We start from the raw sequence: 26,880 nt of genomic DNA, 5'->3' as shown, positions 1-26,880 counted from the left end.
CTGCCTCGAACACCCGGTCCGCGGCGTTGTCGACGTGGTAGGTGTCGTTGCCGCCATAGCCGACCATCTTGTCGGCGCCGCCGAGGCCATTGATGACATTGGCGCCGGCATTGCCCTGGATAGTCTGGGCAAAGGCATTGCCAGTCAGATTGATGGCAGCCGTGCCGGACGGGTTGCTGGTGGCGAGAAGCTCGACCTCCGACCCGGCCGCAAGCGCATGACTTACGGAGGCGAGTGCTTTGTCGGCACCGCCGCCCGCCGCCTCGATCTCCTTATCGCGGACGTCATCGACATAATAGGTGTCATTGCCACCATAGCCGATCATTGTGTGGCCGCCGGCCCCGTGAAACACATCGTCGCCGCTGGTGCCATACAAGGTGTCGCTTGTGTCGACGGGAGGCGGAGTGGTCCCCGTCGTTGCAAGGTTGTGTTGCCGGAAAACGGCCTGCAGTTCCGAAGAGCTCTCCAACGCTGTGTCGCCTCGCTGCGAACCCCAGGCGTATGCGTAGTCGAAGGCAGGTGACGGAACCAGCTTGGCCCAGTGCTCCATCATGGTTTCCATCTGGGCGGCGGTGGGCACCACATATTTGCCACCCATGTCGGTGTTATACTCGCCACCTCCAAACGCCTGGTAGCCCGGAACGATCTGGCTCGTCGGGATGCCCGATGCCTGAGCGGCGGCGACGAATTTATCGATCATGTTGTAGTCGACCGGGCCATCGGTGCGGACGGGATAGACATCTATGCCGTAGTAATCGATACCCGTATTGGCGGGATTGTACGTGCCCCTAAAATCCGGATTCGCCGACGTCCCCAGGCTCATCATTGTGATGTAGGTCTTGGCGCCTGGAAAATGCTCATGGATCCAGTCGGATTCTGCCTTCAGATTTGCGGCAGAGGCGTAGGTACCCCATTGGCCGGTGGGATCCGGCTCGTCAACCAGGAAGAACCCAAATACGTTCGGATTGCCGAGGAAAGGAGTAACCTTGTCGATAAAGGATTGGGTTACGCCGTTGGCCTCGTCGAGGTAGACCAAGCCTTTCATGCCCTCCGGCAGCTCGTTGACCTGGTCAACATATTGCACGCTAGCCAGATTGAATCCGGCTTTTGCAATGTCCGTGCCGGATCCGCCCGACGTGTAATGGAGAGTCGCCATCCATAATCCCTCATTTGATTCGATAGCGCCCCGCGAAGGTCTGCCTACTAGAAGGTGTATATTAGCGCCAAATCACATACCTGCACGCCCTGATAGAATGGTTGATCGGTGGCAGGATTTTGACATTGGGGCGAAAAATATACTTCTTGGTAGGTGGAGTTTTTGATAAAAAGCAAATTAAACTTCAGCGATCTTTGGGTATTTTCTGAGAGATGTTTATTGATAGTTTTAACAATCCTATTCGTTAATGGCGGCTACATAAGAAACATGTTGAGCGATTATTAAAGTATAACTTAAATGCTATTAAAAGTTAGCCTAAACTTGCGAAGGTTGCCATAAAAGAAGCCTTCGAGGTATTTATGGATTTGAAGAAGAGAGAAAAAGCTGATATTTTGACTATGAAAGTCTTCAGGCAATAAGATAGAATGCCAGGGCACGGCCAGCAAAACAGCTTTTCTCCACAATATGCATTTGCTTGCCGGCCAATTGAGCTGACATTAAGCTAAGATGCCAGCCGGATCGCGCTCTCTGCCGGCGACACCAATTTGTTGTGGACAGATGCCGCAGGTGCCGCGACCAAGGTGTCTGCAACTGAGATTACGACTCGGGATCGTCTGAATCGGAGAATTGGCTGGGGCGCCAGGATTCGAACCTGGGAATGTCGGTACCAAAAACCGATGCCTTACCACTTGGCGACGCCCCAACAGCCGGAGCGTGCCCGCTGTGCGCGCGGCCTTATAGGACGAGCCGGGAGAAAGCTCAATGCCGACATATCGACTATGCACGACCGACCCACCAGTTTTGCAATCGTCACTTTGAACGGACCTATTCACTCCACACCGCCACTTCATTGCCGGCCGGATCGACGAAATGGAACCGCCTGCCGCCGGGGAATGAAAAGATCGGCTTGACGATGGTGCCGCCGGCATTCTCGACGGCGCTCAATGTTTCCTCCAGCCTTTCGGAATAGAGCACGGGCAGCGGCTTGGCCGGCGCATTTTGGCCATCCGCCTGAAAACCGCCGTCAAGCCCTTCGGCAAAGGCTGAATAGGTCGGTCCGTAATCGGTGAACGACCACGAGAAGGCCGCGCTGTAGAAAGCCTTCACGCTGTCCAGCGTTCCGCCTGTCGCCGGCATTTCCAGATAATCGAGCTTTCCGGTCATTCTCATCGTTCTGCCTTTTGTTCATGTTATGTTCTACAGCAAGCCTTTCCAAAAAGCAAGTCTTTTCGGCGCAGCTTTTCATTAATCGATTGTAGAGGCCGGCCGGCTTGGTCGATGCCTTGCCTTTCGCACTGCAGCATCATATCGCTCGATTTGCCGATATTTCCAATCTCCTGCAACCGGGGAGCAAGCATGACCAAGTGGGTTTACACCTTTGGCGACGGCGCCGCGGAAGGCCGTGCCGGCGACCGCAATCTGCTCGGCGGCAAGGGCGCCAATCTTGCCGAAATGTGCAGCCTGGGCCTGCCGGTGCCACCGGGGTTCACTATCACCACCGAGGTCTGCAACACCTATTACGCCAACGGCCACGCCTACCCGGCCTCGCTGGAAGCGGACGTTGCGGTCGCCCTCGACCATATCGGCCGGCTGACCGGGCGCCGTTTCGGCGATCCGTCGAAACTGCTTTTGGTGTCGGTGCGCTCCGGTGCCCGTGCTTCCATGCCCGGCATGATGGACACCGTGCTCAATCTCGGCCTCAACGACGAAACGGTGGAAGCACTGGCCGCCGATTCAGGCGATGCGCGGTTCGCCTATGACAGTTACCGCCGCTTCATCCAGATGTATTCCGATGTCGTCATGGGCCTCGACCATGAGGTCTTCGAGGAAATCCTCGAAGACCAGAAGGGCGGCCTCGGCCATGAACTCGACACCGAGCTGACAGCCATCGAATGGCAAGGCGTGATCGCGCTCTACAAGGCCAAGGTCGAGGAGGAGCTCGGCAAGCCGTTTCCGCAGGATCCGCATGAGCAGCTCTGGGGCGCCATCGGCGCGGTGTTTTCCAGCTGGATGAACAACCGCGCGATCACCTACCGGCGCCTGCACGACATTCCCGAAAGCTGGGGCACGGCGGTCAATGTCCAGGCCATGGTCTTCGGCAATATGGGCGATACCTCGGCCACCGGCGTTGCCTTCACCCGCAATCCGTCGACCGGCGAAAAGCAGCTCTATGGCGAGTTCCTGGTCAATGCGCAGGGCGAGGATGTCGTTGCCGGCATCCGCACGCCGCAGAACATCACCGAGGCGGCGCGCATTGCCGCCGGCTCCGACAAGCCGTCGCTGCAGAAACTGATGCCGGACGCCTTCCAGGCTTTCGTCAGTATCTCCGAGCGCCTGGAAAAACATTACCGCGACATGCAGGATCTCGAATTCACCATCGAGCGTGGTAAATTGTGGATGCTGCAGACCCGGTCCGGCAAGCGCACCGCCAAGGCGGCGCTGAAGATTGCCGTCGACATGGCCAGAGATGGACTGATTTCGAAAGAAGAGGCCGTCGCCCGCATCGATCCGGCCTCGCTCGACCAGTTGCTGCATCCCACAATCGATCCAAAAGCGGCGCGCGACATTATCGGCGTCGGCCTGCCGGCCTCGCCGGGCGCTGCCACCGGCGAGATCGTGTTTTCATCGAACGACGCCGAGGAGGCCAAGACGCAAGGCCGCAAGGCGATCCTGGTGCGCATCGAGACCAGCCCCGAAGACATCCATGGCATGCACGCGGCCGAAGGCATCCTGACGACGCGCGGCGGCATGACCAGCCATGCCGCCGTGGTGGCGCGGGGCATGGGCAAGCCTTGCGTTTCGGGCGCCGGCTCGCTGCGCGTCGACTACAAGGCCGGCACGCTGATGGCGATGGGCGCGACCTTCCGCAAGGGCGATATCATCACGATCGACGGCGGCAACGGCCAAGTACTGAAGGGTGCCGTACCGATGCTGCAGCCTGAACTCTCGGGCGATTTCGCCGCCATCATGGAATGGGCCGACGGCGCGCGCCGCATGAAGGTGCGCACCAACGCCGAGACGCCGCTCGATGCCCGCATGGCGCGGTCCTTCGGCGCCGAAGGGATCGGGCTTTGCCGCACCGAGCACATGTTCTTCGACGGCGACCGCATCGTTGCCATGCGCGAGATGATCCTGGCCGATACGGAAAAGGACCGACGGACGGCGCTGGCCAAGCTGTTGCCGATGCAGCGCTCGGATTTCCTCGAACTGTTCGAGATCATGGCCGGCCTGCCGGTAACGATCCGCCTGCTCGATCCGCCGCTGCATGAATTCCTGCCAAAAACGGAGGAGGAGGTGGCCGAGGTCGCCGCCGCCATGAACGTATCGCCGGACAAGCTCCGGCGGCGCACCGAAGCGCTGCACGAGTTCAATCCGATGCTCGGCCATCGCGGCTGCCGGCTTGCCGTCTCCTATCCCGAAATCGCCGAGATGCAGGCGCGCGCCATTTTCGAGGCGGCCGTCGAGGCCGGCAGGAAGGCCGGCGCGCTGGTGGTGCCGGAGATCATGGTACCGCTGGTCGGACTGGTGAAGGAGCTCGACTTCGTCAAGGCGCGCATCGATGCCGTCGCCAAAAGCGTCATGCAGGAAACCGGCGTCAAGATCGATTACCTCACCGGCACGATGATCGAACTGCCGCGCGCCGCGATCCGCGCTCACGTCATAGCCGAGGCGGCCGAATTCTTCTCCTTCGGCACCAACGATTTGACCCAGACCACCTTCGGCATCTCGCGCGACGACGCGGCCTCGTTCCTCGAGACCTACCGGCAAAAAGGCATCATCGAGCAGGATCCGTTCGTGTCGCTCGACATAGAGGGCGTCGGCGAGCTGGTGCGGATGGCGGCCGAGAAGGGCAGGGCGACGCGACCCGACATCAAGCTCGGCATTTGCGGCGAACATGGCGGCGACCCGGCCTCGATCCATTTCTGCGAGAAGGTCGGCCTCGACTACGTCTCGTGCTCGCCTTACCGGGTGCCGATCGCCAGGCTGGCCGCCGCGCAAGCGGCGGTGCAGGCTGCGAAGGAGGGTCGCGGATAGGAACCGCGCGATCCTTTCACGTACGGTTAAGGACGTGGAGCACGCATTGTGACCTCGCGCTTGCCAAAGGTCAGGCCGGCGGTCAAATTGCCGCTGCCGACGCTTTGCAGGTGCATCGTTCCGATTTCCGCCTTGATGCCGGTCTTGGGGTCGCCGCTTCAACTTTGATCTGGCCGACCCGGAAACAATCAATGCGCCTGTTCCAAAAGCATTTTTGCGCAGTTGCGATATCGCTGTGGGCTGTCTCGCCTGGCAGCGCCCGGTTGCTCGTCGAACCGACGCTGCACATCAAGCCCGAGGCAGGCAGCGGCCGCGTCGCGCTGACGCTCGATGCCTGCGGCGGAAAGACCGACACACGGATTCTCTCGGCGCTGGTGGAAAACAAGATTCCCGCCACCATTTTCGTCACCGGCATCTGGCTGAAGCACAACGCCGCCGCCGTCGAGATCATGCGGGCGCATCCCGACCTGTTTGAATTGGAAAACCATGGCGGCCGCCACCTCCCGGCCGTCGACACGCCGCAAAAGATCTACGGCATTCGCAGTGCCGGCAGCCCGCAGGCCGTGCTGGCCGAGGTCGAATCCGGTGCCGCCGCTCTCGCCGTGACCGGCGAGCCGGCGCCGAAATGGTTTCGCGGCGCGACCGCCGAATACAGCCCGTCGGCAATCGCGATGATACGCAAGCTTGGCTTCAAGATCGCCGGATTCTCGATCAACGGCGACGGCGGCTCATTGCTCGGTGCAAAAGAGACCGCCCGGCGCATCGCGGCAGCAAACGACGGCGATGTCATCATCGCTCACATCAACCAGCCGACCCATGCGGCCGGCGAAGGCGTAGTGCAGGGGCTTTTGGCGCTGAAGGCCAAGGGCCTCACCTTCGTCCGGCTCGATGATGCCGACGGTGTCGGCAATGAAGGCACCACCGACTGATCAGTCGGGCGTAGCCTCGATGGTCACCTTGCTTGGATAGAATGCGCCGTGATCGCGGATATCCGCCATCTCGTCGTAAGGCTGCTCATAGGCCCACATCGCATCCTTGCCTGCATCGCCGGCGGGCAGCACGCTCCAATAGCTGGCATCGCCCTTGTAGGGGCAATGGGTCGAGTGCTCGGTCTTGCCAAGCTGGTTGAAGTCGATGTCGTCGAACGGAATGTAGAAAACGGGGGGATAGGGCGATTCGGTCAGCACCTTGACCATTCTGGACGAGGCGATGACGACATCGCCGGCGCGCACCGTCACTGTGCCCCTGTAAGGCTCGACGGGGATGATCTTGCCCGGATTGCGCTGAAAGCCGGGTGACGGGTTTGCGATCTGGTCCATGTCGGATCTCCTTGCCTCAACCCCAAATGTGTCTGGCAAGCGCGTTGTGCAAGACCTGCCTGCCGCGACGCCAAAGAGTGGCCCGCGGGGGCAAGTCTCACCTGTTTCTTCCGCTTCGCCGAAAACTCAGGCGGCGGCCTGGAATGCGTCCATCAGCCCGGCATAGGCGGCGGCAATGCCGGCCACCGGATTGGTGCTTTTCGAGGTGGTCTCGACCTTCAGCGCACCACCGCTGGCAGGCAAGGTGAGCAGCAGGAACTGGCGACTGCCGCCATCGCCGACGCAGGCGGCAGCGACGTGCTGGCTTTCGCCCTCGTTCTCGACGCACATCTTGAACAAGAGCGTGCCGCCGACCGCTTCGAGGGCGCCACCGACGACCTCGACGAATTCATCTTCGGAAACAGTTTTGGCGTCGGGCACCAGATCGGCCTGCGCGACATCGGCCGCCACCAGATCGGCCAGACTTTCGGCAAGCGTATTTTCGAGGGCTTTGTCGTCGAGCTGCGCGTCCATGCGAACCTCTTTCATTCGCCAATCGCGCCCCGCCTGTTAATCAACGTTAACGCCGAGCATGGCCGGATTGTGGCGAATTTCGCCTCATTTGGCTCTATGCACCGCTCCAGCCCGGTTCTGGCTGGACAATCCGCCGGTTCGTCCCACAATGGCGCAAAAAAAATAACAGGAGGAACAAGATGCTCGGGCTGATGCAGGAATGGCCGCTGCTTTGCCACAAGCTGATCGACAACGCCGAGCGGCAGCACGGCAGCCGCGAGATCGTGTCGCGTTCGATCGAGGGGCCGATCGTGCGCAGCACATATGCCGAAATCCATGATCGTGCCCTGAAGGTCGCCGAGCGGCTCGAGCGTGACGGTTTCGGGCTTGGCGACCGCATCGCGACCCTGGCCTGGAACACCGCGCGCCACATCGAGGCCTGGTACGGCATCATGGGTGTCGGCGCGATTTATCACACGCTCAACCCGCGGCTCTTTCCCGAGCAGATCACCTGGATCATGAACAATGCCGAGGATAAGGCGATCTTCGTCGACCTGACCTTCCTGCCGCTGCTTGAAAAGATCGCCGGCGCGGTCAAGTCGCTGAAGCAGGTTATCGTGCTGACCGACAAGGTGCATTTGCCCGAGACTGCGCTGCCCAATGTCGTTGCCTATGAAGAATGGCTTGCTCAAGCCGACGGCAACTTCGCCTGGAAGACAGTCGATGAAAACACCGCCGCCGGCATGTGCTACACCTCGGGCACGACGGGCGACCCGAAGGGCGTCCTCTACAGCCATCGTTCGAACGTGCTGCACGCCATGATCGAAGCGATGCCCGACGCCATGGGCCTGTCGTCGCGCGATACCATATTGCCGGTCGTGCCGATGTTTCACGCCAATGCCTGGGGCCTTGCCCAGAGCGCGCCGATGATTGGCGCCAAGCTGGTCATGCCCGGCTGCAAGATGGATGGCGCTTCGATCTACGAGCTGCTCGACACCGAGAAGGTGACCTTCAGCGCCGCCGTGCCGACGGTGTGGATGATGCTTCTCCAGCATCTGGAAGAGACCGGCAAGAAACTACCTTATCTGCAGAAAGTCGTCATCGGCGGCGCGTCCTGTCCACGCGCGATCACGACGAAGTTCCAGGACAATTACGATGTCCAGGTCGTCCACGCCTGGGGCATGACCGAGATGTCGCCGGTCGGCACGCTGTGCACCCTGAAGCCGGACTATGCCGGGCTGAAGGGTGACGCCCGCCTCGCCGTCCAGCAGAAGCAGGGCTTTACGCCGTTCGGCATCGAAATGAAGGTAACGGACGACGACGATAACGAACTGCCATGGGACGGCAAGACCTTCGGCCGACTCAAGGTCCGCGGGCCGACCGTCGCGCGCGCCTATTATGGCGGCATCGGATCCGAACAGTTCGATGAACAAGGCTGGTTTGATACCGGTGATATCGCGCATATCGACCCCGGCGGCTACATGCAGATCACCGATCGCGCCAAGGACGTGATCAAGTCGGGCGGCGAATGGATCTCGACCATCGAGCTCGAGAACCTCGCGGTCGGCCATCCGGACGTGGCGGAGGCCGCCGCCATCGGCATTCCGCATTCCAAATGGGGCGAGCGGCCTTTGCTCGTGGTCGTCCGCAAGCCGGGCAGGGAGCCGACCAAGACGGACATCCTCGCCTTCATGGATGGCAAGGTGGCGAAGTGGTGGATGCCGGACGACGTCGCCTTTGTCGGCGAAATCCCACACACCGCTGCCGGCAAGATCCAGAAGATTACCTTGCGTCAGCAGTTCCGGGATTATCATCTGCCGACGGATTGACTGGAGATGCGGCGTCTTTGTGCCTTCAAGCCGCCGCTGAAAGGCACTATGCCTTTGTTCGGGTTGGGGCAGCGCGGAAAGCAATGACGGTAATTGCCGAGCGACAGACATCGAGGGCTGCCGGTTGGTCGCGGCGCACCGGCGCTTTTTCGGCGGTCCTGCTGCTGACGGTGCTCATCGGCTACCGATATGACCTCGTCGAGACGCCGACATTCCTGTGGGTGCTCGGCATTGTCGCGTTGCTGGCGGCGTTTGCGCTTCTGTTCGCCGGGTTTGCCTTTGCGCGATTGTGGAATTTCGGTGATCGCGGCGGCCACGACCTGACCGCCGGCGCCTTGCTGGCGCTTCTGGTGCTCATCCCTTACGCTGTCGCGGCCTATTGGGCAGCGACCTATCCGCCGCTGCGCGACATCTCGACGGATTTCGACGACCCGCCGGCGCTCGATATTTCTACCCGGACAATGGATATGAACGAGCTTTTGCCGCCGACACCCGGCGAGCAGCGCCTGCAAACCGAAGCTTATCCGCTTGTTACCGGACGCAGCTACACCTTGCCTTTCGACCGCGTTCTGGAGGCGGTCAAAACCGTGCTCGATCGGCGGGGCTGGCAACGCGCGGCGCCATTTCCCGACGCAGCAGGGCAAAGCGACGTGACGGTCGATGCGCTGGCCAAGAGCTTCCTGCTTGGCCTTCCCGCCGATGTCGCCATCCGCGTGACCGACGATGGCGACGCGGTCATTGTCGATATGCGCTCGGCCTCGCGTTACGGCCGCTACGACCTTGGCGACAATGCAGCGCGCATCACCGATTTCCTTGCCGAGCTCGACCAGGAAGTCGCCGGCCAGGTGGGCGTGGCGCCGGCAGAATGATATCCGAAGGCTACTACTTTGCCGGCGAATAGATGCCGTCAATAGCCGGCGCGCCGTCGGTGTGGACCAGACCGCGCGCCACCAGGTCTTCCAGATGCGCAAGCACCGACAGGCCGGCCGCGCCATGCAGGCGCGGATCGGTATCGCGATAGATCGCCTCCACCATAGTCCTGATCGTGCGGTCGCCGCTGTTGATCCGCTCCAGAATCGCCCGTTCGCGCATTTTGCGATGCCTTTTCAATCCGCGCATGAAGTTGCGCGGTTCGATCACCGGCCCGCCATGACCCGGCAGCAGCAGCCGGTCGTCGCGCTCGATCAGCCGATCGAGCGATGTCATGTAGTCGGCTATGGCGCCGTCCGGCGGCGCGACGATCGTGGTTGACCACGCCATGACGTGATCGGCCGAAAAAAGGATGCCAGTCCCCTCCAGTGCGAAGGCCGCGTGATTGGCGGTATGGCCGGGCGTCAGCACCGTCCGGATCGCCCAGCCGTCGCCATCGATCACCATATCGTCCGGCAGCGGGATGTCTGGAACGAACTCGATATCGGCGCTGGCATCGAGCGGATTGACCTCGCCGGTGTGCAACGGCCGCGCCGGGCGATGCCGGCCTTCCGCCAACGTCACGGCACCTGTGTGCTGCTTCAGTCGTGCCGCCAGCGGCGAATGGTCGCGATGCGTGTGGCTGACGAAGATATGGCTGACCGGCCTGGTCCCGATCGCTTCGAGCAGCGTTCGAAGGTGCACCTCGTCATCCGGACCCGGATCGATTACAGCCAGCGTCTCGCGCCCGACGATATAACTGTTGGTTCCGTGAAAGGTGAACGGGCTGGGGTTCTTGGCGGTGATCCGAAGTACGTCGGGTGCAATGGTCACACCCCTGCCGTAGGCAGGATCGAAGCGTGTGTCGAATTTCAGCGCCATGCGAACGTCGCGACCTTTTTTGGGGGGAGGGCAAAACCGATTGCCGCATAGCACGGAAGCCAATATAGGAAAACGCAAGGCCGCGTTCGGCGGCAATCCGGAACGGGGAAGACCATGGCAATTGCAACGACGATGCGTCCGCTTATTTCTCTCGCTCTGCCTGAAAAGGGCGCGGCCCGGCTGGCGGGCCAGCTTTTGCTGGCGATCGCCGGAACGCTGCTGCTGATCTTGTCGGCCAAGACGAAGGTTGTGCTCGGACCGGTCGATATCTCGATGCAGACGCTTGCTGTCTTGCTGATTGCCGCCGCGTTCGGCATGCGCCTCGGCGTCGCCACGCTGCTTCTCTACATGGCCGAGGGCGCACTGGGCGTTCCGGTCTTCCAGAGCACGCCGGAAAAAGGCATCGGCATTGCCTACATGCTCGGTTCGACCGGCGGTTATCTGGCCGGCTTCGTCGTCATGGCGGCGATCGTCGGCTGGGCCGCCGACCGTGGCTGGGATCGCCATCCTATCAAGCTGTTCAATGCGATGCTGGTGGCCGAGATCGTCATGATGGCGATGGGTTTTGCCTGGCTGGCGCTGTTGATCGGCCCGGAAAAGTCGTGGCAGTTCGGTGTGCTGCCCTTTATCGTCGGTGATCTGATCAAGGTCGCGCTGGCTGCGAGCCTGGTGCCGGCTGTCTGGTCGTTGCTGAAGCGTTCGTGAAGCCGATCAAGAATCGGCATCGCTGTGCCATGACTTCGGTCTCGCGGCTTGCTGGCAGTTGTGTCTCAGTGACGGCCTGTCGAAACAGCTTTTTATCGCAAACCGGAATGGCTCCGCAGGTATCCTGCCGCCGGCGGGCGCAACGACATGCTGGCGACCCGTCACATTAGCTTCAAGTCGGTCGACTAAGCACCGGGACAACCGGGGTCGCCGCGCCAATGTAACCGAAGAGCTACGCGTTACAGCGAATTGCCCGATATCGGATGTCGGGCAGCTGAAAAAGAAAGCGGCTCGATGATTATTTAGGCACAGCTAAATTCATGGACAATTCGCGAGCAATTTTTTGATGAACCGTCCTGATTCTCGCGGCATGGTTGCTTGCTGGCATCGACACACTGTCGTAACCCTTGGCGCCGGCATGGCCGCCCGCCCCGAGAGGGAGACACGTGATTAGCGCGGAAAAAACGAGGAACAAGGCGAACATCCCGTCGCCGGAGCCGACCGCCGCGCCGGCAACCCGCTGGTACGCGGCTTCGGTCTTTCCTGGAAAGGAACATGTCGCCGAACGGCATCTCCGGATCCAGGGATTTCAGCCGTTTGTGCCTCGCTACGAGAAAACCGTGCGTCACGCCCGGCGGCTCGAGACACGGTCCGCAGCTTATTTCCCGGGTTATATGTTCATCGCCCTTGACGTCGGACTGCAACGTTGGCGCTCGGTCAACGGAACGTTCGGTGTGCGCTCCCTCGTCACGCAAGGCGACCGGCCTTTGCCGGTTCCCTCGGGTCTGGTAGAGCGCTTCGTTGCGTTAACCGGCAGGCACGGCCTGCTCGATTTCAGCGGCGGCCTCGCAGCCGGTGCTTCGGTCCGGATCCTTTCCGGCCCTTTCGCGGAAATGATCGGTCGCCTTGACCGGCTCGATCCGGCGGGAAGGGCTCGGGTTCTGGTTGCCATCATGAACGGCGAGATCCCTGTCGACCTTGATGCCAGGGATCTCGTAGCAATCGCATAAATCGCAAACGTCTAGTTGCGGCGAGGCGATGCAAATTGTTGTAGGATGGGCTCTCGGGTTTTCACCCGGGAGTGCGGTAGCCGTCCTTTGGTAATAGGCTGTCCGGCGAGATCGTCTCATCGGCGCTGAATGAGAGTACGCGATATGCGAATAACAATGATTGGCGCCGGCTATGTAGGGCTCGTCTCGGGCGCCTGTTTCGCCGACTTTGGCCATCAGGTCTGCTGCGTCGATCGTGATGCGGAAAAGCTTGCCATGCTCAAGCTCGGCAAGATACCGATCTACGAGCCTGGCCTCGACGACCTCGTTACAACCAACACTGCGCAAGGTCGCCTGCGTTTCGACGACAATCTCGCGGATGCCGTTTCCCAGTCGGATGTCGTCTTCATTGCCGTGGGGACGCCGTCGCGGCGTGGCGACGGCCATGCCGATCTGTCCTTCGTCTACGACGCGGCCGCCGAAGTCGGTCGCGCACTCAAGGGGTTCACGGTCGTGGTGACGAAATCGACCGTCCCTGTCGGTACCGGCGATGAGGTGGAACGGATCATTCGCGAGCAAAATCCAGCCGCCGATTTTGCGGTGGTCTCCAATCCGGAATTTCTTCGCGAAGGATCGGCCATCGAGGATTTCAAGCGGCCCGACCGCATCATTGTCGGGACCGATGCAGAACGGGCCAAAGCCGTCATGGGCGAAATCTACCGTCCACTCTCGTTGAATGTCGCGCCGATATTCTATACGAGCCGGCGTACGGCGGAGCTTACCAAATATGCCGGCAACGCGTTTCTGGCCATGAAGATCACCTTCATCAACGAAATTGCCGATCTCTGCGAGCGGTTGGGAGCCGATGTGCAGGACGTCGCGCGCGGCATCGGCATGGACAACCGCATCGGCGCAAAGTTTCTTCATGCCGGGCCGGGCTACGGTGGCTCCTGTTTCCCGAAGGATACGCTGGCGCTGGTCAAGACCGCGCAGGACGCGGCAAGCCCCGTGCGGCTTATTGAAACGACGGTCTCGATAAACGACCAGCGCAAACGGGCGATGGCGCGCAAGGTGGTCGAGGCCTGCGGCGGATCGGTTCGCGGCAAAACCATCGGTATTCTCGGCCTTACCTTCAAGCCGAACACCGACGACATGCGCGATGCCCCCTCATTGGCCATCATTCAGGCACTCCAGGACGCAGGCGCTTCGATCAAGGCCTATGATCCGGTGGGCATGGAGCAGGCGCGCAAGATGATCGAGGGCATTGAATTCGGGGAAAGCGCCTACGCGGTAGCTGACGGCGCGCATGCTATCGTCATCGTCACCGAGTGGAACGCGTTTCGGTCACTGGATCTGAAGCGGCTCCGTGCGCTCATGGCGATGCCGGTGATGGTTGACCTGCGAAACGTCTACCGCGGCGAGGACGTCATGAAGGAAGGCATAGCCTATTCGAGCGTCGGCCGAGAGCGGCATCCTGTCCATTGAATGTCCAGCAACCTGGAGTTCGAATTGCCAGGGTTCTGCAGAGAACAATGGAAGCAGCCAGAATGCATTCCGGTAGTCCGCAAGAGAGCGTTTTAACTTGAACATAGTCATGATGAATCGGCCGAGACAGCGGCACCTTGTGCACAGGGTCAGGTTTCAACTCCTGGGCGGTCTGGCGTTCGCAATCCTGCTTCCCGCGCTGATTCGCATTCTAGTTGACCCATCCCTTGCATATTATACAAACCTGCAGATTACGATCTTTGCGGGCATTGTCGCGCATACAATAGGTTATTTTTCCTTTCGGCGTATAGGTAATTTCCCGGGCATCGCGGCGTCTGGTTACATATTTCCGACATTTGCACTGTCATATGGGTTCGTTTATTTAGTCATTTTCTTATCTCGAATTGAATATAGCGGCTTCCAGGCGGCTAGCAGCTTGACGTTGTCAATTCTCTGGTACTTTGTTCTGACCATCGTAAGCCGGCGCCTTGATCCTTACAGTCTTGCTGTGGTTCCAGGCGGCGCCGTTGGTCGTCTAGACGAGATAGGCGGGGTGAACTGGCATTGGCTTGTCTCCCCTGACATGATCATTGATCGCGTCAACGGCGTGGTTGCCGATCTGCGCGCCGATCTGTCCGACGATTGGGAGCGCTACATTGCCGACCGGGCGCTTGCGGGAGTACCGGTCTACCATGTCAAGCAAATCACCGAATCGCTGACTGGTCGCGTCGAAATCGAGCATTTGTCCGAAAACACGCTGGGCTCAATCAATCCCAACCAGGCTTATATCAAGATCAAACAGGTGATCGACTGGGTCTGTGCCCTGTTGGCGCTGATTGTGCTGGCGCCCTTGCTGTTGTTGATCGCGCTGATGATCAGGCTGGAGTCTCCCGGGCCTGCCATATTTCGCCAGGAGCGCCTCGGTTTCGGCGGAAAATCCTTCACGGTCTACAAGTTCCGGACGATGACCGTCAGTGAACCAGAGGCGGCAAACGTTCGCAGTCTCGCCGTCACCAAGCCGGGTGACAGCAGGGTGACCCGGCTCGGCCGCTTCCTTCGCCGAAGCAGAATTGACGAGCTGCCGCAGTTGATAAACATCGTTCGTTCGGAAATGAGCTGGATCGGGCCTCGCCCTGAGGCGACAGTGTTGTCATCCCACTATTCGGTGGCGTTGCCATTCTATCGCTACCGAAATATCGTCCGCCCCGGAATTTCCGGGTGGGCTCAGGTGAATCAAGGGTATGTGTCGGAAGATGACGACGAGACCGAGAAGCTGCACTATGACTTCTATTACATCAAGAATTTCTCGCCGTGGCTTGATTTCGTTATCGTGCTGAGAACGCTGAAAACTCTGCTAAGTGGGTTCGGATCTCGATAGAGACCGTTCTGAATTTTGCCTCCATCGAAATTTAGCTGTCGAACACAGGGCCGGGACAGTGCTTGGCGGTCATGTTTCTGAAGCTGCCGAAGGGTATGAAATGAGCCGAAAAACCGCGCTAATTACGGGCATTACCGGCCAAGACGGTGCTTATCTCGCCGACCTCCTGCTCGCCAAGGGATATGCAGTCCACGGCATCAAGCGGCGGTCATCGTCTTTCAATACGGGCCGTATCGATCATCTCTATCAAGACCCGCATGAAACCGGCGTCAATTTTTCACTGCACTATGGCGACATGACGGATGCGACGAACCTGATCCGCATAATCCAGGAAGTGCAGCCGGACGAGATCTACAATCTCGCCGCTCAATCGCATGTCCAGGTGAGCTTCGAGACCGCGGAATATACGGCGAATGCCGACGCGATCGGTACATTGCGCCTTCTGGAAGCCATCCGGCTGCTTGGCCTGACAAAAAAGACGCGTTTCTATCAGGCGTCGACCTCCGAGCTCTATGGCAAGGTGCAGGAAGTCCCGCAGAGCGAAACGACGCCTTTTTACCCTCGTTCGCCCTATGCGGCGGCAAAGATCTATGGCTACTGGATCACGGTGAACTACCGCGAGGCCTATGGCATTCACGCCTCCAACGGAATTCTGTTCAACCACGAAAGCCCGATGCGGGGCGAGACATTCGTGACCCGCAAGATCACCCGAGCCGCCGCTGCCATCAGCCTGGGCCTTCAGGACAAGCTCTATCTCGGCAATCTTTCCGCCGAGCGCGATTGGGGTCATGCGCGCGACTATGTCGAAGGCATGTGGAGGATCCTCCAGCAGGAAGCCCCGGACGACTACGTGCTGGCCACAGGGATCAAGAACTCCGTTCGGAAATTTGTCGAACTCGCCTTCGCCGAGGTTGGTGTTCGCATCCAGTGGAACGGTTCGGGCGTCGCCGAAAAGGGCGTCGACAGCAAGTCCGGCAAGATATTGGTCGAGGTCGATCCACGCTACTTCAGGCCGACCGAGGTCGACCTGCTGCTCGGTGACCCTTCGAAGGCGGAGCGGGTCCTCGGCTGGAAGGCGACGACGTTGCTTGATGAGATGGTGCGCGAGATGGTCCAGTCCGACCTCAAGGCGGTGGCGCGCGAATTCGAGCATCGCCGGCTTGACGAAGAGCACAACCGCAAAGCGGCCCGGTAGCTGCGAAAAGTCCCGCGAACATGAAGATTTCCGTTCTAACGGTCTGCTGGAACTCGGCGGCAACAATCCGTCATACGCTCGACAGTTTCTTTGCCCAGGATCACCAGGACAAGGAACTGATCGTCATCGACGGAGCCTCGACCGACGAAACGCTGGCGATTGTCCGCTCCTATGCCGGGCCAGGACTGCAGATCATCAGCGAGCCCGACCGCGGCATGTACGACGCGCTGAACAAGGGACTTGCGCTTTGCACCGGCGAGGCAATCGGCGCCCTTAACGCGGACGACGCGTTTCATGACGCTTCCGTGCTCGGCCGGATCAGCGAGGCGCTTGCCGAAAGCGACATTGTCCACGGTCACCTCGATTTCGTCGAAAATCACCAAAGCAAGCGGGTCGTTCGCCGGTGGCGGGCGGAGCCGAGGCCGCAAGATGGGTTCCGCTCCGGCTGGATGCCTGCCCACCCGACCTTTTATGTCCGGCGCGCCGTTGCCGAAAAGAACGGGCCATTCGATCTGACGCTGAAAGTCTCCTCCGACTACGACTGGATGCTGAGGGCCGTCGAGCTGCACGGATTCAGGATAGCAACAATCGATCAGGTCCTCGTCGACATGATGATCGGGGGAGCCAGCACAAGGAGCTTCCGTTCGCATATCGGGCACAACCTCGAAGCGTTGCGTGCCAGGCGCCGTTGGCTCGGATCCGGCCCCGTCGACTATGCGCTCATTGCGAAACCGGCGCGGAAAATCCGGCAGTTCGTTTTCGCGCGGCGAGGTTAGGCGAGGATGACCAGGCTGTACGTGCGGCCGGGCTGTTGTCCGTCGTGGTCTCGCAGATTCGACGCAATTTCAGCATGAACTCGAATCTGAAACTGCTCAGGAACACGATGACCTTGGGTCTGGGTGCCGCTTCGGCGCAGTTCCTTGGCGTTCTCGCAGTCCCCGTCCTGGCCCGCGTCTTCGACGCAAAGGACTTCGGCCTATTCGCCATGTTCTTTCTTGGCAGCCAACTGCTTGGCACATGTTTTGCGGCGCGTTACGAGCAGGCGATCATGGTCGCCGAGGAGAGACATGTTAGCGCGCTTACCGCGCTGTGCGTTAGCTTGGCAATTGCTTCGGCCCTGGCGAGCGCGCTCGTGTTGACGCTTTTCGCGCGTGATCTTGACCTCATCTTCAACACGTCGCTTGGCCTGGCTTGGCCAATGACGTCCATTACGGCCTTCTTCGTCTCTATCACCACCACTTTCACCATGGTGGCCTCACGGCGACAGAGCTACGGAGGAATCTCCGTCAGCCGATTTTCCAAGGCGATGGTCGCAATTCTCATACAGGCGGCCCTAGGGCTGACTATCTTGCCAAATGCATGGGGCTTGATAATTGGCGAGACTTTCGCGTCAGGCGTAGGCGCTGCCTTGCTCCTGTCCACGCGCAGATGGTCTTATCTGTCCGGTCTTCGTCTTAATTTTTTCGATTTACGGCAGCGAAGACCCCTTTTTTTGGTTGCCCAACGACATCAGTCCTTTCCAAAATTTAGCTTGCCGCAATTTTTGATCAATAGCCTCAGCGGCTTTGTCCTGATTGCGATTATAGTGGGTTTCTTTTCGTCTGTGGAAGCAGGTCAATACTTCATGATGCAGCGCATCGTTACGATACCTGCCGGAATTATCAGCATAGCGGTCGCCCAAATTCTTTATGTCGAAGCATACCAGCTGGTGCAAAAGACCGGCAGATTCGATGGCGCTGTCGTCAGGGTGTTGATACTTCAGATGTTGCTTGGAACTATATTATTTTGCGCATTATTGTTCTTCGGCGTGCAAATGTTTTCGCTTGTTCTTGGATCGCAATGGGCCCCGTCAGGACATTTGGCTGAGCTATTTGCGCCCTACGTTGCTGTACACCTGGTCCTATCTGCTCTTGCGCCGGTACCGGTTGTTGCCCGACAGCAGAGAATGGCATTGATTCTTTCTATTATCCAAAATGCTATTTTCGTTGGTGGTTTCTTTATACCGGCCTGGTTCGGCATGTCCTTGGAGAGAGCCGTTTCAATATCCGTATACGTTTCAATTCCCTACATGGTTTCTCTTATAGTGTTGTTTTTTGTTATATCGCGAACGCCTAGGCCGTCTTCTGTGGCGAGGGATCGCTATTCTAATGCCGAAGGGTTGGGCCGGTGAGAAAGCATCTTCTTCTTTTTACGATTAACTATCCATTCGGCCATTACGAACCCTTCGTTGGCTTGGAGCTGCCCTTTCTTAGCCAAGGTTTTGAGCGCATTACAATTTTCCCGATGAGCGGCTCCGGGCCGAAGCGGGAAGTACCCGACAACGTCACCGTTGAACCGCCCATCTGGGGCTCCCAGCGGTCGCGTTACAAATTCTACCCTTTGCAACTCGCAAAATTTCGTACCTGGTCACTCTTCTGGCCGGAGTTGGTGTCTCTGAGCTGGCGCCAAAAGCGACTTCATGTCGGCTTGATCTACCGTGTGCTTTTGTGGTCGATGTATCGCACCGCGCTCGAGCGATCTCCCGCGGTAAGAAGAGCTCTCGACGCGCCGTCGGAAGTGGTGGCCTATAGCTATTGGGGGCACGTCCCCGACTTGGCAATCCCCTTGCTGGCGAAGGCCCACGTGCCTTGCGCGGTGCGCTATCACCGAGTGGATCTCTACGAACATGCCATGGAAAGCGGGTCCTATCTGTCGCGAAATTCACAGTATTTTCCGTGGCGTGAGGAAATCGCATCGGCCGCTGCCATGAATCTTTTCATTTCAGAGCATGGCCTTGCATATTTCCAGGAGAAATGGCCTAGGGGGCTAACTTCCAATTTCGCCGTCAACCGTCTGGGCGTGCCGGATAGGGGTCAAACGCCCGCGAGGCTGGCCGGAGATACGTCGCTGACGATAGTCAGCTGCTCCAATGTTTTTCCGGTGAAGAGGGTACATCTGATCGCCGCACTGGTTCGCTCCCTGGCAAAGCACAGGAAAGTTTCGTGGCATCACTTTGGTGGCGGAGATTTTACCGAAGTCAATTCCGTGCTGGAAAAAGAGGTCCCCAACCTCGAGGTCAAGCTTTGGGGTCAGACCGACAACCTTGAGGTGATGGAGTTCTACCGACAAAACCACGTAGACTTCTTCGCCAATCTAAGCTTGTCCGAGGGGGTCCCGGTGTCGATCATGGAGGCCATGTCATTCGGGATACCGGTGATCGCAACGGCAGTCGATGGTACTCCGGAAGCGGTAATCGACGGCGAGACCGGATTGCTCGTCTCGTCCGACGAGGCGCAGGATACGGAGCGTTTGGCGGAGCGCGTTCTGCAGGCGCTTTCACCTGGAGGTGAACTGGCGCGCGCCGTACCCCGTAAGATCTGGCAGGCCCGTTATCATTCGGAATCGAATTTTGGCGAGCTGATCGACATTCTTCAATCGATGCAGGCGCGCTCTTGCTAGGCCTGTCGAAATCGTATCCGACGCTGAGCGGCTACCGCAGGGTTGCCAGCTCCGAGGCGATTGGCCCGTTCGACTGGCTGATCCTCTTTCCGCTCTTCATAGTGATCGCCACGCAGCTCGAGATCAGCGACGATCCGGGTTCGGGTGGCGTTGCATTCTTCATCCGTTCGCTGGCGGCGCTAACCTTCCTTGGTGGAATGGTAGTTCGGTTCGGAATTTCTGCGTTTCACGCGAATGTCGCGATAATCGCTGCTTTCTTGCTCTATTTCTGCGTCATCAATATCAGCGACTTTTCGCGTTTTTCTCTCATGGCGATCGCTTTCATGAGTTGGGGCTTGGCGTTCGGCGTGGTTACCCTACCTGCCTGGCGCAAGCGGCTGGAATTCCTGCTTCGAGCCTACCTCGTTTTCAACGTTGCCGGCCTTGTTCTGGCTCTCGCCATTTTTCTTTTGTCCGGAAAAATCATCGATTTGCATGGGATGGTGTTTCCATTCAGCGCTTCGCGCGCTGGCACAATGATGAACCAGGTTCGTCTTTCTGGCTTTCAGATAGAGCCCGGAAGTTACTCGAATATCGTCTATTTACTCGTATTTCTGAGGTGCCTCTTCCGGCGACGAATCGTAAATTTCTTAGACCTTTTTGCAATGCTCAGCACGGTAGCGACCTTGGCTGCGTGGGCAGTGGTTGGTGCCGCCGTCTACATCGTCTGTTTTGCAATCGAGTTCACGATACTCAATCCCAAGGTTCCGAAAATTCTGCGCTTTGCGGCAGTTCTGTTCTCGGCATCGCTGCTTGCCATTACAGTACCCCTGATTGCGCCGCAGTTTTTCGGTTCTCAGTATGTCGAGTACTTCAGCGATCGCTTCAGCGTCGATGAGGGAAAGGGGTCTGGATACTATAAAGACCAGGCATTTCGTGCATGGCAAGATTCTGCGGGCGAGGGAATGCTTCTCGGCTCTCCCCTGCCGAGGACATTTTGTGATTACTGCTTATCACCACAAGACCTCGGTCTTGTGTTCAATATGTTTTTTTACATCGGCATAATACCTTCACTGTTGATACTTCTGGCATCGTCTATTCAGCTATTCCGACTTTGGGGCCCGAGCTTCGTTCTATTATTTTGCCCATTTCTTGTGACAAAACTTTTCTTTTATGATCCGATGGTGTGGCTAACCTTCGGAATTATAGTATTTGAAAACCGCCGGCATCAATATATTGGAAGGGTCCAGTATGGATAGATTAGCGTCGAGGTCAAAGAGCGCGTGGGTGCCCACGAAATTTGAACTTCATCGCGGACGATGGCGGAGCGCCAGGAAACGCGGGGTAATGTCCCGGCTTATGGGCGACCTTCAGGTCGCCGTCTACGAATCCGCTATCCAGAAATATGCGCGGGGGCGACTTATCGATTTAGGCTGCGGCAACGCTCCATTGGCTGGAATATATCGCAGCGTCGTCGACGAATACCTATGGGCCGATTGGGCAAATTCGGCACATCAAAGATTTGATCTTGATTTTGAAGTGAACCTTAACAATCAACTTCCTTTTGAGGATCAGTCCTTTGACACAATCCTACTTACGGATGTCCTAGAGCATCTCGCCGAACCTGATCTGTTATTTTCGGAGTTGGCCAGGATGCTCAAACCAGGCGGGCACATAATAGTAGGTGTTCCATTTTTTTACTATCTTCACGAGGAACCGCACGATCATTTTCGCTACACAAAGTTCGCTTTGGCGCATTTCGGTCTCAAGCACCACGTTCCGCCTGTGGAGATTATCGAGGCGGGCGGCGCCTTTGATGTCTGGAGCGACCTTACAGGCAAGCTCTTGGGTGGTGTCTGGAAACCGCTGGCGCGGATCCCCTACCATGGTTGGATGATCGCAAAATTGCTCCCAACAATAAGGCGCCTTAACGAAAGGGCGGCGTGGCGTTTTCCGCTGGCCTACGTTGCAGTGTACGCGCGCCCTGCCGAGGCGGAGTGAATGCGTCGGCTGCGCATGTAAAGGCTGCGGGCCTATGAACAGAGTTCGCAACCGTAATCTGGCCGTCGCCGTGCTCTCGCTATGGCTGACCGCGACATACGCACCCCAGGCTCGATCAGCGCCACAGTGCCCGGCTGCGTCCGGGTGGGACCACATTCAGGCATTTAAGCTGGAAGGTGGGCTGAAGGCGTACTGGAACGTTTACGACAGCGGTGGCGGCATCCATGCGGCGGCGGCGCTCTGCCACGGATTTCTGCCGGTAACGATCCAGAACACGTTCGCCGATTATCCCGGGCAGCAGCGGAAGAGCATCGACGCATTTTTGGGGAAGCTGAATGCAAACCCCTGGCGAAAGCCTGACTTCTTCGAGCGTATCGTCAGGCGGAACATCGACATTAACCCTCCTTCTCCCGGTGGAATTTACGTTCACGACATAGAATTTGTATTTCAGCGGTCGGCATTGAAGGCCTGGATATTCAACGCTATCGACGGGCAACGTTTCCCATCATTTGCCGAGTTCAAAGACGCGTACTGGAAGGAATGGGCGACGTGGTTCGCGCTGCCGGTCAAGTGGACCCGCGAGCGTTACAAAGACGCAGTCATTGGCATCTTCGGGCCTCAGCCATTTTCCAAAGAGACGGCCAAGATTAGAGATTACACTGCCCAGGACTTCGCCGAGAAGCATAGTTTCGATCTAGAAATGTGGAAGAGCATCGATCCTTACGTTGATTTTATTGTTACCGAAGCATATCTCCCGGACGCGAAGCCGGATTCAATATTTTACATAGCGACGCACATTGAGCAAAATTATTATCGATCGGAGCAAATGAGCGGCAAACCGATTTTTGCCTATCTATGGCTGCGCTACTACGGCCCAGACTGGCGGCAAACCACGCCCTTGGTGGATCCGTACCTTGTCGAAGCCATGACGCTGGTCCCTTATTTCAGCGGGGCTCGCGCCGTTGTGTTGTGGGGCCATGAGCTTGCCGTCAAACCGGGCGATCCCTTGCCATATTCGCAACTGCCATTGTTCACCCATACTCTGTCCCGCCTGTCGTCGGTATCAGGCCTGATCGGCAGGGGACACCTCGTTCCGGGGGAGCCTGCCAACGTGCTTTGGCGGGAGAAACGTCCGCTGGTGCGTGTGTTCGATGTCGGCAAGGAGGGCTGCGTAGCGCTGGTAATCAACCCCTGGCAGGCAGAAAACGACGTTTCCACCGCCAATGTGGAATGCCAGGGGCGCACTTATCCGCTGACGGCCAACGGTCGCCACGCCACGCTGGCACAGATAAGCGGCGACGCGATCACCCTGCACTAAGGCGCATCCAGTTCGTCCTTAGGTGTTACGCATGCATATCCCAGCCGTTGCGCGGGTCGCGATGTGCCTGGGTTGCGGGGTCGCCGGTCTATCGAGGTGTGGCGCTGGCCGCTCGAATAAGTAAAAACCTCTGGTAGGAACCTCTGGTACGAAAAGGAGTGAGGTGATTCTCAAGAAGTTCATTGGCTGGAACAGGAACGCCGCCGCGTGGTTGGAACGCCGCTTTCCCAAGGTTTTCGGCGCCCCATCCTACAAAGCGGAGCTCGAACGGCGTATCGCCGACGACATTACGCGCCTCAGGCCTTCCGCGGTCCTCGAGGTCGGCGGGATCGATCGGCCACTTTTGCAGCGCGGCCACGGCTTTAGCTATATCGGCCTCGATATCGAGGAGAGGCCCGACTGCTATACCGTCTACGATCGATTTATCGTGCAGTCGATCGAGCAGCCGGTCGATGTCGAGGCAGACATGCTCGTTTCGATCACATTGATGGAGCATGTACCGGACAATAAGGCTGCGGCGGGCTCGATGTTTTCCGCATTGCGGCCAGGTGGCGCGATGCACCATTATATGCCCTCGAAGTGGCATCCTTATTCGATCGCGCTGCGGCTCGTTGGACCAGTCATACAAAAATGGCTGATCCCGCACCTTAGGCCGTCGGCGGTGGGCGTCACCGGCTATCCGGCCTTTTTCGACCATTGCTCGCCCGCGGATATGGCAAAGGTATTTCGCCAGAAAGGATTCGAGAAGATCGATGTCATGCCATTCTACCGTGCCAGCGATTACTTCGCTTTCTTCCTGCCTGCCTATGTTTCCGTCGCTCTATTCGAGAATTTTTGTGCGGCCTTGAACTGGCGCATCTTCTGTTCAGGCTTCGTAATCAGCGCCACAAGACCTGCAGACTAGCCGTCAACAAGAGCGAGGCCATGCGACTTTTCCAAAATTCCGGGATCAATTCCACCTATCAGCCTCGGCTGGACGAACTCGTCGGCGACGCCCGGGGATTCGAGCAGCAGAAGAACGTGTTTTTGAATGATCGCTATGGCGCCGCGCATATTCTTTTGCCGGTACTCGACCGTCATCCGGAGGCGTTCTTTACGAATGGCGACGACGAATCGCTGCAGCGGGCGTGGGCACGCGAAAACGGCCTTGGCGACGACACGTCGTTGGCCGACATCCTTCTTGCCCAGATTGAGCACCACAAGACGGACGTCTTTTACAATCTCGACCCATTTCGTTATGGCGCCGCTTTTGTGCGGCGCTTGCCTGGGCACGTGAAACGAAAGATTGCCTGGCGCGCTGCACCAGGCAAGATCGACTTTTCCGGTTATGACCTGGTACTTTGCAACTTTCCGTCCATGCGACAGCTCTGGGAGGAGCAGGGCGCCAGGACGGCGGACTTCTTTCCGGCTCACGACCCGGAGCTCGATAGCGTCGCTGCGAATCGGAACAGAGACATCGATGTCCTGTTCTTCGGCGGCTATAGTCGCCACCACCAGCGTCGGCGGCAGATCCTGGAAACTGTCGCGCGTCTTGCTGACCGCCGCCACGTTGTTTTTCATTTGCATTTGTCACGCTATACGCCGCTCGCTGAGACACCGCTTGGCTGGTTCGGTCCCCTGAACGCGGTGCGCCGCCCGAGTGCGATCCGCAAAGTCAGTGCGCCGCCTGTGTTCGGGCGCGCGATGTATGCGGAGCTTGGAAGGGCCAAGATCGTCGTCAATGCCTCGATTGACATGGCAGGTCCGGACCGCGGCAATATGCGTTGTTTCGAAACGATGGGAGCTGGAGCTCTGCTGGTTTCTGACTCCGGCAACTACCCCACGCCGATGCGCGATGGGGAGACCATGATTGTCTATGAACAGCCGCAAGACGTTTCGAAAAGAATCGAGCAGCAACTGGACGACGGAAGCTGGGACAGGATCGGCTGGGCCGGCAACCGTGCAATTCGTGAAGAATACAGCAAGCAGCGCCAATTTAAGCGGTTTGTCCAACTGGCGTAGCCGGGAGTTGATTTCGCGGCCAACAGCGATGTTGTGCTTGATGGCTGGAAATCCTCCGCGCTGCCGAATTTTTGGTATGCTGCTCTGAACATCTGCAGGAATTCGTTGTTATAGCCGGCCCCTTGAGGCTCCTTCGCGGGAGGCGAGCCTTTGTCAGACGATTGGTTTTGGAGAGATGCATATGTATGGAAAAATTGCCGACGAGGTCGAACGGCGCCTGGCGACCTTCGGGTTCCGTATTGCAACCTGGGAGGATGCGCGATCATGCGGCAAGCTCTACGCGGGGCGGCTGACACGCAATCTCCCCCAGTTCGATACGCATATTGGACTAACGCCTTACAGCCCATCACCGCGCAACATCAACCACGATGTGACGCAGCCGATGCCGCTAAAGGAATGCATCGATATCTATCAATCCGAGGATGTCTTTGAACACGTACCTTACGAGAAACTGCCGCAGATGTTTGCGTACATCCATACCGTGCTGAAGCCGGGCGGCTTGTTCCGGATGAGCGTGCCCGATTATCGGTTCGATGTTTACCGGGCTCGGTCGGTTAAGGATGGCGACCGGTTCGTATTCGACCCTGCCGGCGGCGGCAAATATGAAAATGGCGTGGTCAGCGGCGGCGGGCATTTGTGGTTCCCGACATACGAAAGCGTCACTGCGCTCGCGGAAGCAAGTCCATTCTCGAAATGGGAGGTCCTTGAGGGCTACGATCCGAACGGCAATGCAATCATCAGGCCTATCGATGAATCATATGGACGGGTGTTGCGAACATCTTATAGAGACCCTCGTGTCGCGAGCCGTCCACGCCCACTGTCCATGGTAATCGATCTGTGGAAATAATCCGGCGGAGCTTCCAAGGTGGCGGCCGGAGGGCGCCGTCGCTCAGATTCGGCGCACTGATCCTGCAGATGGGTTTTTCCGATGCCTGAAACAGCCATGACATGGGAAGACGCCGTTCGCTGGTGCATGAGCGAGCCGTCGATGAAGGATCTGGCCCGCGCCGCCTATTTCGATGATCCGGTTGCCGCGGCGCGGCGCTACCACGAAAGTGCGGAGTTTCAGGCGGTTCGCAGCATGATCCCGCGCAAGGCCGGCCGCGCTCTCGATCTCGGCGCCGGCAATGGCATCCTCTCTTATGCCCTGGCGCGCGAGGGTTGGTCGGTTACCGCTGTCGAGCCCGATCCCAGCGCGCTTGTCGGTGCCGCCGCAATCCGGACGCTTGCCGAAAGGACAGGCACGCACATCGATGTGCTCGAAGCCTTCGGCGAAGCTATCCCGTTGAGCGCCGCCGGCTATGATCTGGTCGTTGCCAGGCAAGTGCTGCATCATGCGCATGATCTTTCGGCGTTCTGCCGCGAAGTTGCGCGCCTCTCCCGCGACGGCGCGACGTTCCTGTCCTTGCGCGACCATGTGATATCCGGGCCGAATCAGCTCGAACCATTTTTGCGCTCTCATCCGCTGCATCAGCTCTATGGCGGAGAGAATGCTTTCACGCTGACGGCCTACCGCGCTGCGCTACAAGAGGCGGGGTTGACGATCGATCGCGAAATGAACTCTTTCCAATCGGTCATGAATTACGATCCGATGACGGCGTCCGAAATTCGCGAGAAGCTCGCCGCGGCCTTCGGCCCGCTTTCGGGGCTCGCGCGCCTGACTTTGTCTCCCGTGCCTTTCGGTGCCGTGGCCGCAGTAGCCGCGCTGCTTGACCGCCGGCCAGGGCGCCTGGTTTCCTTCCTTTGCCATAAGCAAGGGAAGGGCTGAT

The 26,880-nt window shown here is 58.6% G+C and carries 24 protein-coding genes and 1 tRNA gene; 19 read left to right on the top strand and 6 right to left on the bottom strand.

Annotated elements, in window-relative coordinates; genetic code table 11:
* The 3 genes from NKH63_RS25580 to NKH63_RS25570 all read right to left on the bottom strand — a co-directional run.
* Nucleotides 1-1,156 (bottom strand): calcium-binding protein (locus NKH63_RS25580; protein WP_352919141.1); only part of this gene is annotated, 1,156 nt, incomplete at its 3' end.
* A gap of 628 nt (nucleotides 1,157-1,784) precedes the next feature.
* A tRNA-Gln gene (locus tag NKH63_RS25575) sits at nucleotides 1,785-1,859 on the bottom strand.
* A 122-nt stretch (nucleotides 1,860-1,981) separates the two neighbouring features.
* Nucleotides 1,982-2,326, bottom strand: coding sequence for a VOC family protein (locus NKH63_RS25570; RefSeq protein ID WP_352919139.1), 345 nt, complete (start codon nucleotides 2,324-2,326; stop codon nucleotides 1,982-1,984).
* 186 nt (nucleotides 2,327-2,512) lie between these two features.
* Here NKH63_RS25570 and ppdK point away from each other — a divergent pair, with 186 nt between their 5' ends.
* Both ppdK and NKH63_RS25560 read left to right on the top strand, forming a co-directional pair.
* Nucleotides 2,513-5,191, top strand: a complete 2,679-nt coding sequence (gene ppdK / locus NKH63_RS25565; protein ID WP_352919137.1) for a pyruvate, phosphate dikinase — start codon at nucleotides 2,513-2,515, stop codon at nucleotides 5,189-5,191.
* 191 nt (nucleotides 5,192-5,382) lie between these two features.
* Complete coding sequence (locus NKH63_RS25560; protein WP_352919135.1) at nucleotides 5,383-6,120, top strand: polysaccharide deacetylase family protein; 738 nt, start codon at nucleotides 5,383-5,385, stop codon at nucleotides 6,118-6,120.
* On the opposite strand, the gene NKH63_RS25555 is transcribed toward NKH63_RS25560, so the two are convergent.
* Together NKH63_RS25555 and NKH63_RS25550 are read right to left on the bottom strand one after the other, a co-directional pair.
* The gene (locus tag NKH63_RS25555; RefSeq protein ID WP_352919133.1) at nucleotides 6,121-6,510 is read right to left on the bottom strand and encodes a DUF427 domain-containing protein; all 390 of its coding nucleotides are present in this window, start codon (nucleotides 6,508-6,510) and stop codon (nucleotides 6,121-6,123) included. It abuts the gene before it with no gap.
* Between the two features lie 126 nt (nucleotides 6,511-6,636).
* The gene (locus NKH63_RS25550; RefSeq protein ID WP_352849297.1) at nucleotides 6,637-7,023 is read right to left on the bottom strand and encodes a hypothetical protein; all 387 of its coding nucleotides are present in this window, start codon (nucleotides 7,021-7,023) and stop codon (nucleotides 6,637-6,639) included.
* Nucleotides 7,024-7,202: 179 nt separating this feature from the next.
* Between NKH63_RS25550 and NKH63_RS25545 the strand changes: the two genes are divergently transcribed.
* The gene (locus NKH63_RS25545) at nucleotides 7,203-8,831 is read left to right on the top strand and encodes a fatty-acid--CoA ligase (protein ID WP_352919131.1); all 1,629 of its coding nucleotides are present in this window, start codon (nucleotides 7,203-7,205) and stop codon (nucleotides 8,829-8,831) included.
* Between the two features lie 83 nt (nucleotides 8,832-8,914).
* Nucleotides 8,915-9,700, top strand: coding sequence for a DUF1499 domain-containing protein (locus tag NKH63_RS25540; RefSeq protein WP_352919129.1), 786 nt, complete (start codon nucleotides 8,915-8,917; stop codon nucleotides 9,698-9,700).
* Between the two features lie 13 nt (nucleotides 9,701-9,713).
* Here NKH63_RS25540 and NKH63_RS25535 read toward each other — a convergent pair whose 3' ends face one another.
* A complete protein-coding gene (locus tag NKH63_RS25535) occupies nucleotides 9,714-10,622 on the bottom strand; it encodes an MBL fold metallo-hydrolase (RefSeq protein WP_352919127.1) in 909 nt (302 codons plus the stop codon).
* Nucleotides 10,623-10,736: 114 nt separating this feature from the next.
* On the opposite strand from NKH63_RS25535, the gene NKH63_RS25530 reads away from it, so the two are divergent.
* The 15 genes from NKH63_RS25530 (at nucleotide 10,737) to NKH63_RS25460 (ending at nucleotide 26,879) form a co-directional block, all read left to right on the top strand.
* On the top strand, nucleotides 10,737-11,327 hold the full coding sequence (locus tag NKH63_RS25530; protein ID WP_352919125.1) for a biotin transporter BioY: 591 nt from the start codon (nucleotides 10,737-10,739) through the stop codon (nucleotides 11,325-11,327).
* 407 nt (nucleotides 11,328-11,734) lie between these two features.
* Complete coding sequence (gene nusG / locus NKH63_RS25525) at nucleotides 11,735-12,337, top strand: transcription termination/antitermination protein NusG (RefSeq protein WP_352919123.1); 603 nt, start codon at nucleotides 11,735-11,737, stop codon at nucleotides 12,335-12,337.
* A 144-nt stretch (nucleotides 12,338-12,481) separates the two neighbouring features.
* Nucleotides 12,482-13,801, top strand: coding sequence for a UDP-glucose dehydrogenase family protein (locus NKH63_RS25520; protein ID WP_352919121.1), 1,320 nt, complete (start codon nucleotides 12,482-12,484; stop codon nucleotides 13,799-13,801).
* 436 nt (nucleotides 13,802-14,237) lie between these two features.
* Nucleotides 14,238-15,179 carry a sugar transferase gene (locus tag NKH63_RS25515; RefSeq protein ID WP_352919119.1) on the top strand — a complete coding sequence of 314 codons (942 nt, stop codon included), beginning with the start codon at nucleotides 14,238-14,240 and terminating at the stop codon, nucleotides 15,177-15,179.
* Between the two features lie 100 nt (nucleotides 15,180-15,279).
* The gene (gene gmd, locus NKH63_RS25510) at nucleotides 15,280-16,374 is read left to right on the top strand and encodes a GDP-mannose 4,6-dehydratase (protein WP_352919117.1); all 1,095 of its coding nucleotides are present in this window, start codon (nucleotides 15,280-15,282) and stop codon (nucleotides 16,372-16,374) included.
* A gap of 20 nt (nucleotides 16,375-16,394) precedes the next feature.
* Nucleotides 16,395-17,150, top strand: a complete 756-nt coding sequence (locus NKH63_RS25505; RefSeq protein ID WP_352919115.1) for a glycosyltransferase family 2 protein — start codon at nucleotides 16,395-16,397, stop codon at nucleotides 17,148-17,150.
* 74 nt (nucleotides 17,151-17,224) lie between these two features.
* Nucleotides 17,225-18,544: an oligosaccharide flippase family protein gene (locus NKH63_RS25500; RefSeq protein ID WP_352919113.1), complete on the top strand. Its 1,320-nt coding sequence runs from the start codon at nucleotides 17,225-17,227 to the stop codon at nucleotides 18,542-18,544.
* Entirely contained in the window at nucleotides 18,541-19,812 is a 1,272-nt protein-coding gene (locus NKH63_RS25495) for a glycosyltransferase (RefSeq protein WP_352919111.1), read from the top strand. Before NKH63_RS25500 ends, NKH63_RS25495 begins: the two co-directional genes overlap by 4 nt.
* Nucleotides 19,806-21,050, top strand: coding sequence for a hypothetical protein (locus tag NKH63_RS25490; RefSeq protein ID WP_352919109.1), 1,245 nt, complete (start codon nucleotides 19,806-19,808; stop codon nucleotides 21,048-21,050). Before NKH63_RS25495 ends, NKH63_RS25490 begins: the two co-directional genes overlap by 7 nt.
* 88 nt (nucleotides 21,051-21,138) lie before the next feature.
* Nucleotides 21,139-21,792, top strand: a complete 654-nt coding sequence (locus NKH63_RS25485) for a class I SAM-dependent methyltransferase (RefSeq protein WP_352919107.1) — start codon at nucleotides 21,139-21,141, stop codon at nucleotides 21,790-21,792.
* 34 nt (nucleotides 21,793-21,826) lie between these two features.
* Nucleotides 21,827-23,110, top strand: coding sequence for a hypothetical protein (locus tag NKH63_RS25480; protein ID WP_352919105.1), 1,284 nt, complete (start codon nucleotides 21,827-21,829; stop codon nucleotides 23,108-23,110).
* Nucleotides 23,111-23,273: 163 nt separating this feature from the next.
* Entirely contained in the window at nucleotides 23,274-24,014 is a 741-nt protein-coding gene (locus NKH63_RS25475; RefSeq protein WP_352919103.1) for a methyltransferase domain-containing protein, read from the top strand.
* 20 nt (nucleotides 24,015-24,034) lie between these two features.
* Nucleotides 24,035-25,111, top strand: a complete 1,077-nt coding sequence (locus NKH63_RS25470) for a glycosyltransferase family protein (RefSeq protein ID WP_352919101.1) — start codon at nucleotides 24,035-24,037, stop codon at nucleotides 25,109-25,111.
* Between the two features lie 181 nt (nucleotides 25,112-25,292).
* Nucleotides 25,293-25,958, top strand: a complete 666-nt coding sequence (locus NKH63_RS25465) for a methyltransferase domain-containing protein (RefSeq protein WP_352919099.1) — start codon at nucleotides 25,293-25,295, stop codon at nucleotides 25,956-25,958.
* A 96-nt stretch (nucleotides 25,959-26,054) separates the two neighbouring features.
* A complete protein-coding gene (locus tag NKH63_RS25460) occupies nucleotides 26,055-26,879 on the top strand; it encodes a class I SAM-dependent methyltransferase (RefSeq protein ID WP_352919097.1) in 825 nt (274 codons plus the stop codon).
* Nucleotide 26,880: the final 1 nt, after the last annotated feature.

The sequence above is a fragment of the Mesorhizobium sp. M0960 genome (assembly GCF_040319055.1).
Classification (GTDB): domain Bacteria; phylum Pseudomonadota; class Alphaproteobacteria; order Rhizobiales; family Rhizobiaceae; genus Mesorhizobium.
The sequence above is the reverse complement of the archived record's forward strand: the minus strand, read 5'-3'. Positions and strand labels throughout refer to the sequence as shown.

What these genes read in the sequence shown, in the direction of transcription:
- NKH63_RS25550 (WP_352849297.1), bottom strand. Translation starts at nt 7,023, where the DNA reads ATGGACGCGCAGCTCGACGACAAAGCCCTCGAAAATACGCTTGCCGAA.
- NKH63_RS25505 (WP_352919115.1), top strand. Translation starts at nt 16,395, where the DNA reads ATGAAGATTTCCGTTCTAACGGTCTGCTGGAACTCGGCGGCAACAATC.
- NKH63_RS25480 (WP_352919105.1), top strand. Translation starts at nt 21,827, where the DNA reads ATGAACAGAGTTCGCAACCGTAATCTGGCCGTCGCCGTGCTCTCGCTA.
- NKH63_RS25460 (WP_352919097.1), top strand. Translation starts at nt 26,055, where the DNA reads ATGACATGGGAAGACGCCGTTCGCTGGTGCATGAGCGAGCCGTCGATG.
- NKH63_RS25465 (WP_352919099.1), top strand. Translation starts at nt 25,293, where the DNA reads ATGTATGGAAAAATTGCCGACGAGGTCGAACGGCGCCTGGCGACCTTC.
- gmd (WP_352919117.1), top strand. Translation starts at nt 15,280, where the DNA reads ATGAGCCGAAAAACCGCGCTAATTACGGGCATTACCGGCCAAGACGGT.
- NKH63_RS25470 (WP_352919101.1), top strand. Translation starts at nt 24,035, where the DNA reads ATGCGACTTTTCCAAAATTCCGGGATCAATTCCACCTATCAGCCTCGG.
- NKH63_RS25555 (WP_352919133.1), bottom strand. Translation starts at nt 6,510, where the DNA reads ATGGACCAGATCGCAAACCCGTCACCCGGCTTTCAGCGCAATCCGGGC.
- ppdK (WP_352919137.1), top strand. Translation starts at nt 2,513, where the DNA reads ATGACCAAGTGGGTTTACACCTTTGGCGACGGCGCCGCGGAAGGCCGT.
- NKH63_RS25545 (WP_352919131.1), top strand. Translation starts at nt 7,203, where the DNA reads ATGCTCGGGCTGATGCAGGAATGGCCGCTGCTTTGCCACAAGCTGATC.
- NKH63_RS25485 (WP_352919107.1), top strand. Translation starts at nt 21,139, where the DNA reads ATGTCCCGGCTTATGGGCGACCTTCAGGTCGCCGTCTACGAATCCGCT.
- NKH63_RS25530 (WP_352919125.1), top strand. Translation starts at nt 10,737, where the DNA reads ATGGCAATTGCAACGACGATGCGTCCGCTTATTTCTCTCGCTCTGCCT.
- NKH63_RS25535 (WP_352919127.1), bottom strand. Translation starts at nt 10,622, where the DNA reads ATGGCGCTGAAATTCGACACACGCTTCGATCCTGCCTACGGCAGGGGT.
- NKH63_RS25560 (WP_352919135.1), top strand. Translation starts at nt 5,383, where the DNA reads ATGCGCCTGTTCCAAAAGCATTTTTGCGCAGTTGCGATATCGCTGTGG.
- NKH63_RS25540 (WP_352919129.1), top strand. Translation starts at nt 8,915, where the DNA reads ATGACGGTAATTGCCGAGCGACAGACATCGAGGGCTGCCGGTTGGTCG.
- NKH63_RS25500 (WP_352919113.1), top strand. Translation starts at nt 17,225, where the DNA reads ATGAACTCGAATCTGAAACTGCTCAGGAACACGATGACCTTGGGTCTG.
- NKH63_RS25570 (WP_352919139.1), bottom strand. Translation starts at nt 2,326, where the DNA reads ATGAGAATGACCGGAAAGCTCGATTATCTGGAAATGCCGGCGACAGGC.
- NKH63_RS25520 (WP_352919121.1), top strand. Translation starts at nt 12,482, where the DNA reads ATGCGAATAACAATGATTGGCGCCGGCTATGTAGGGCTCGTCTCGGGC.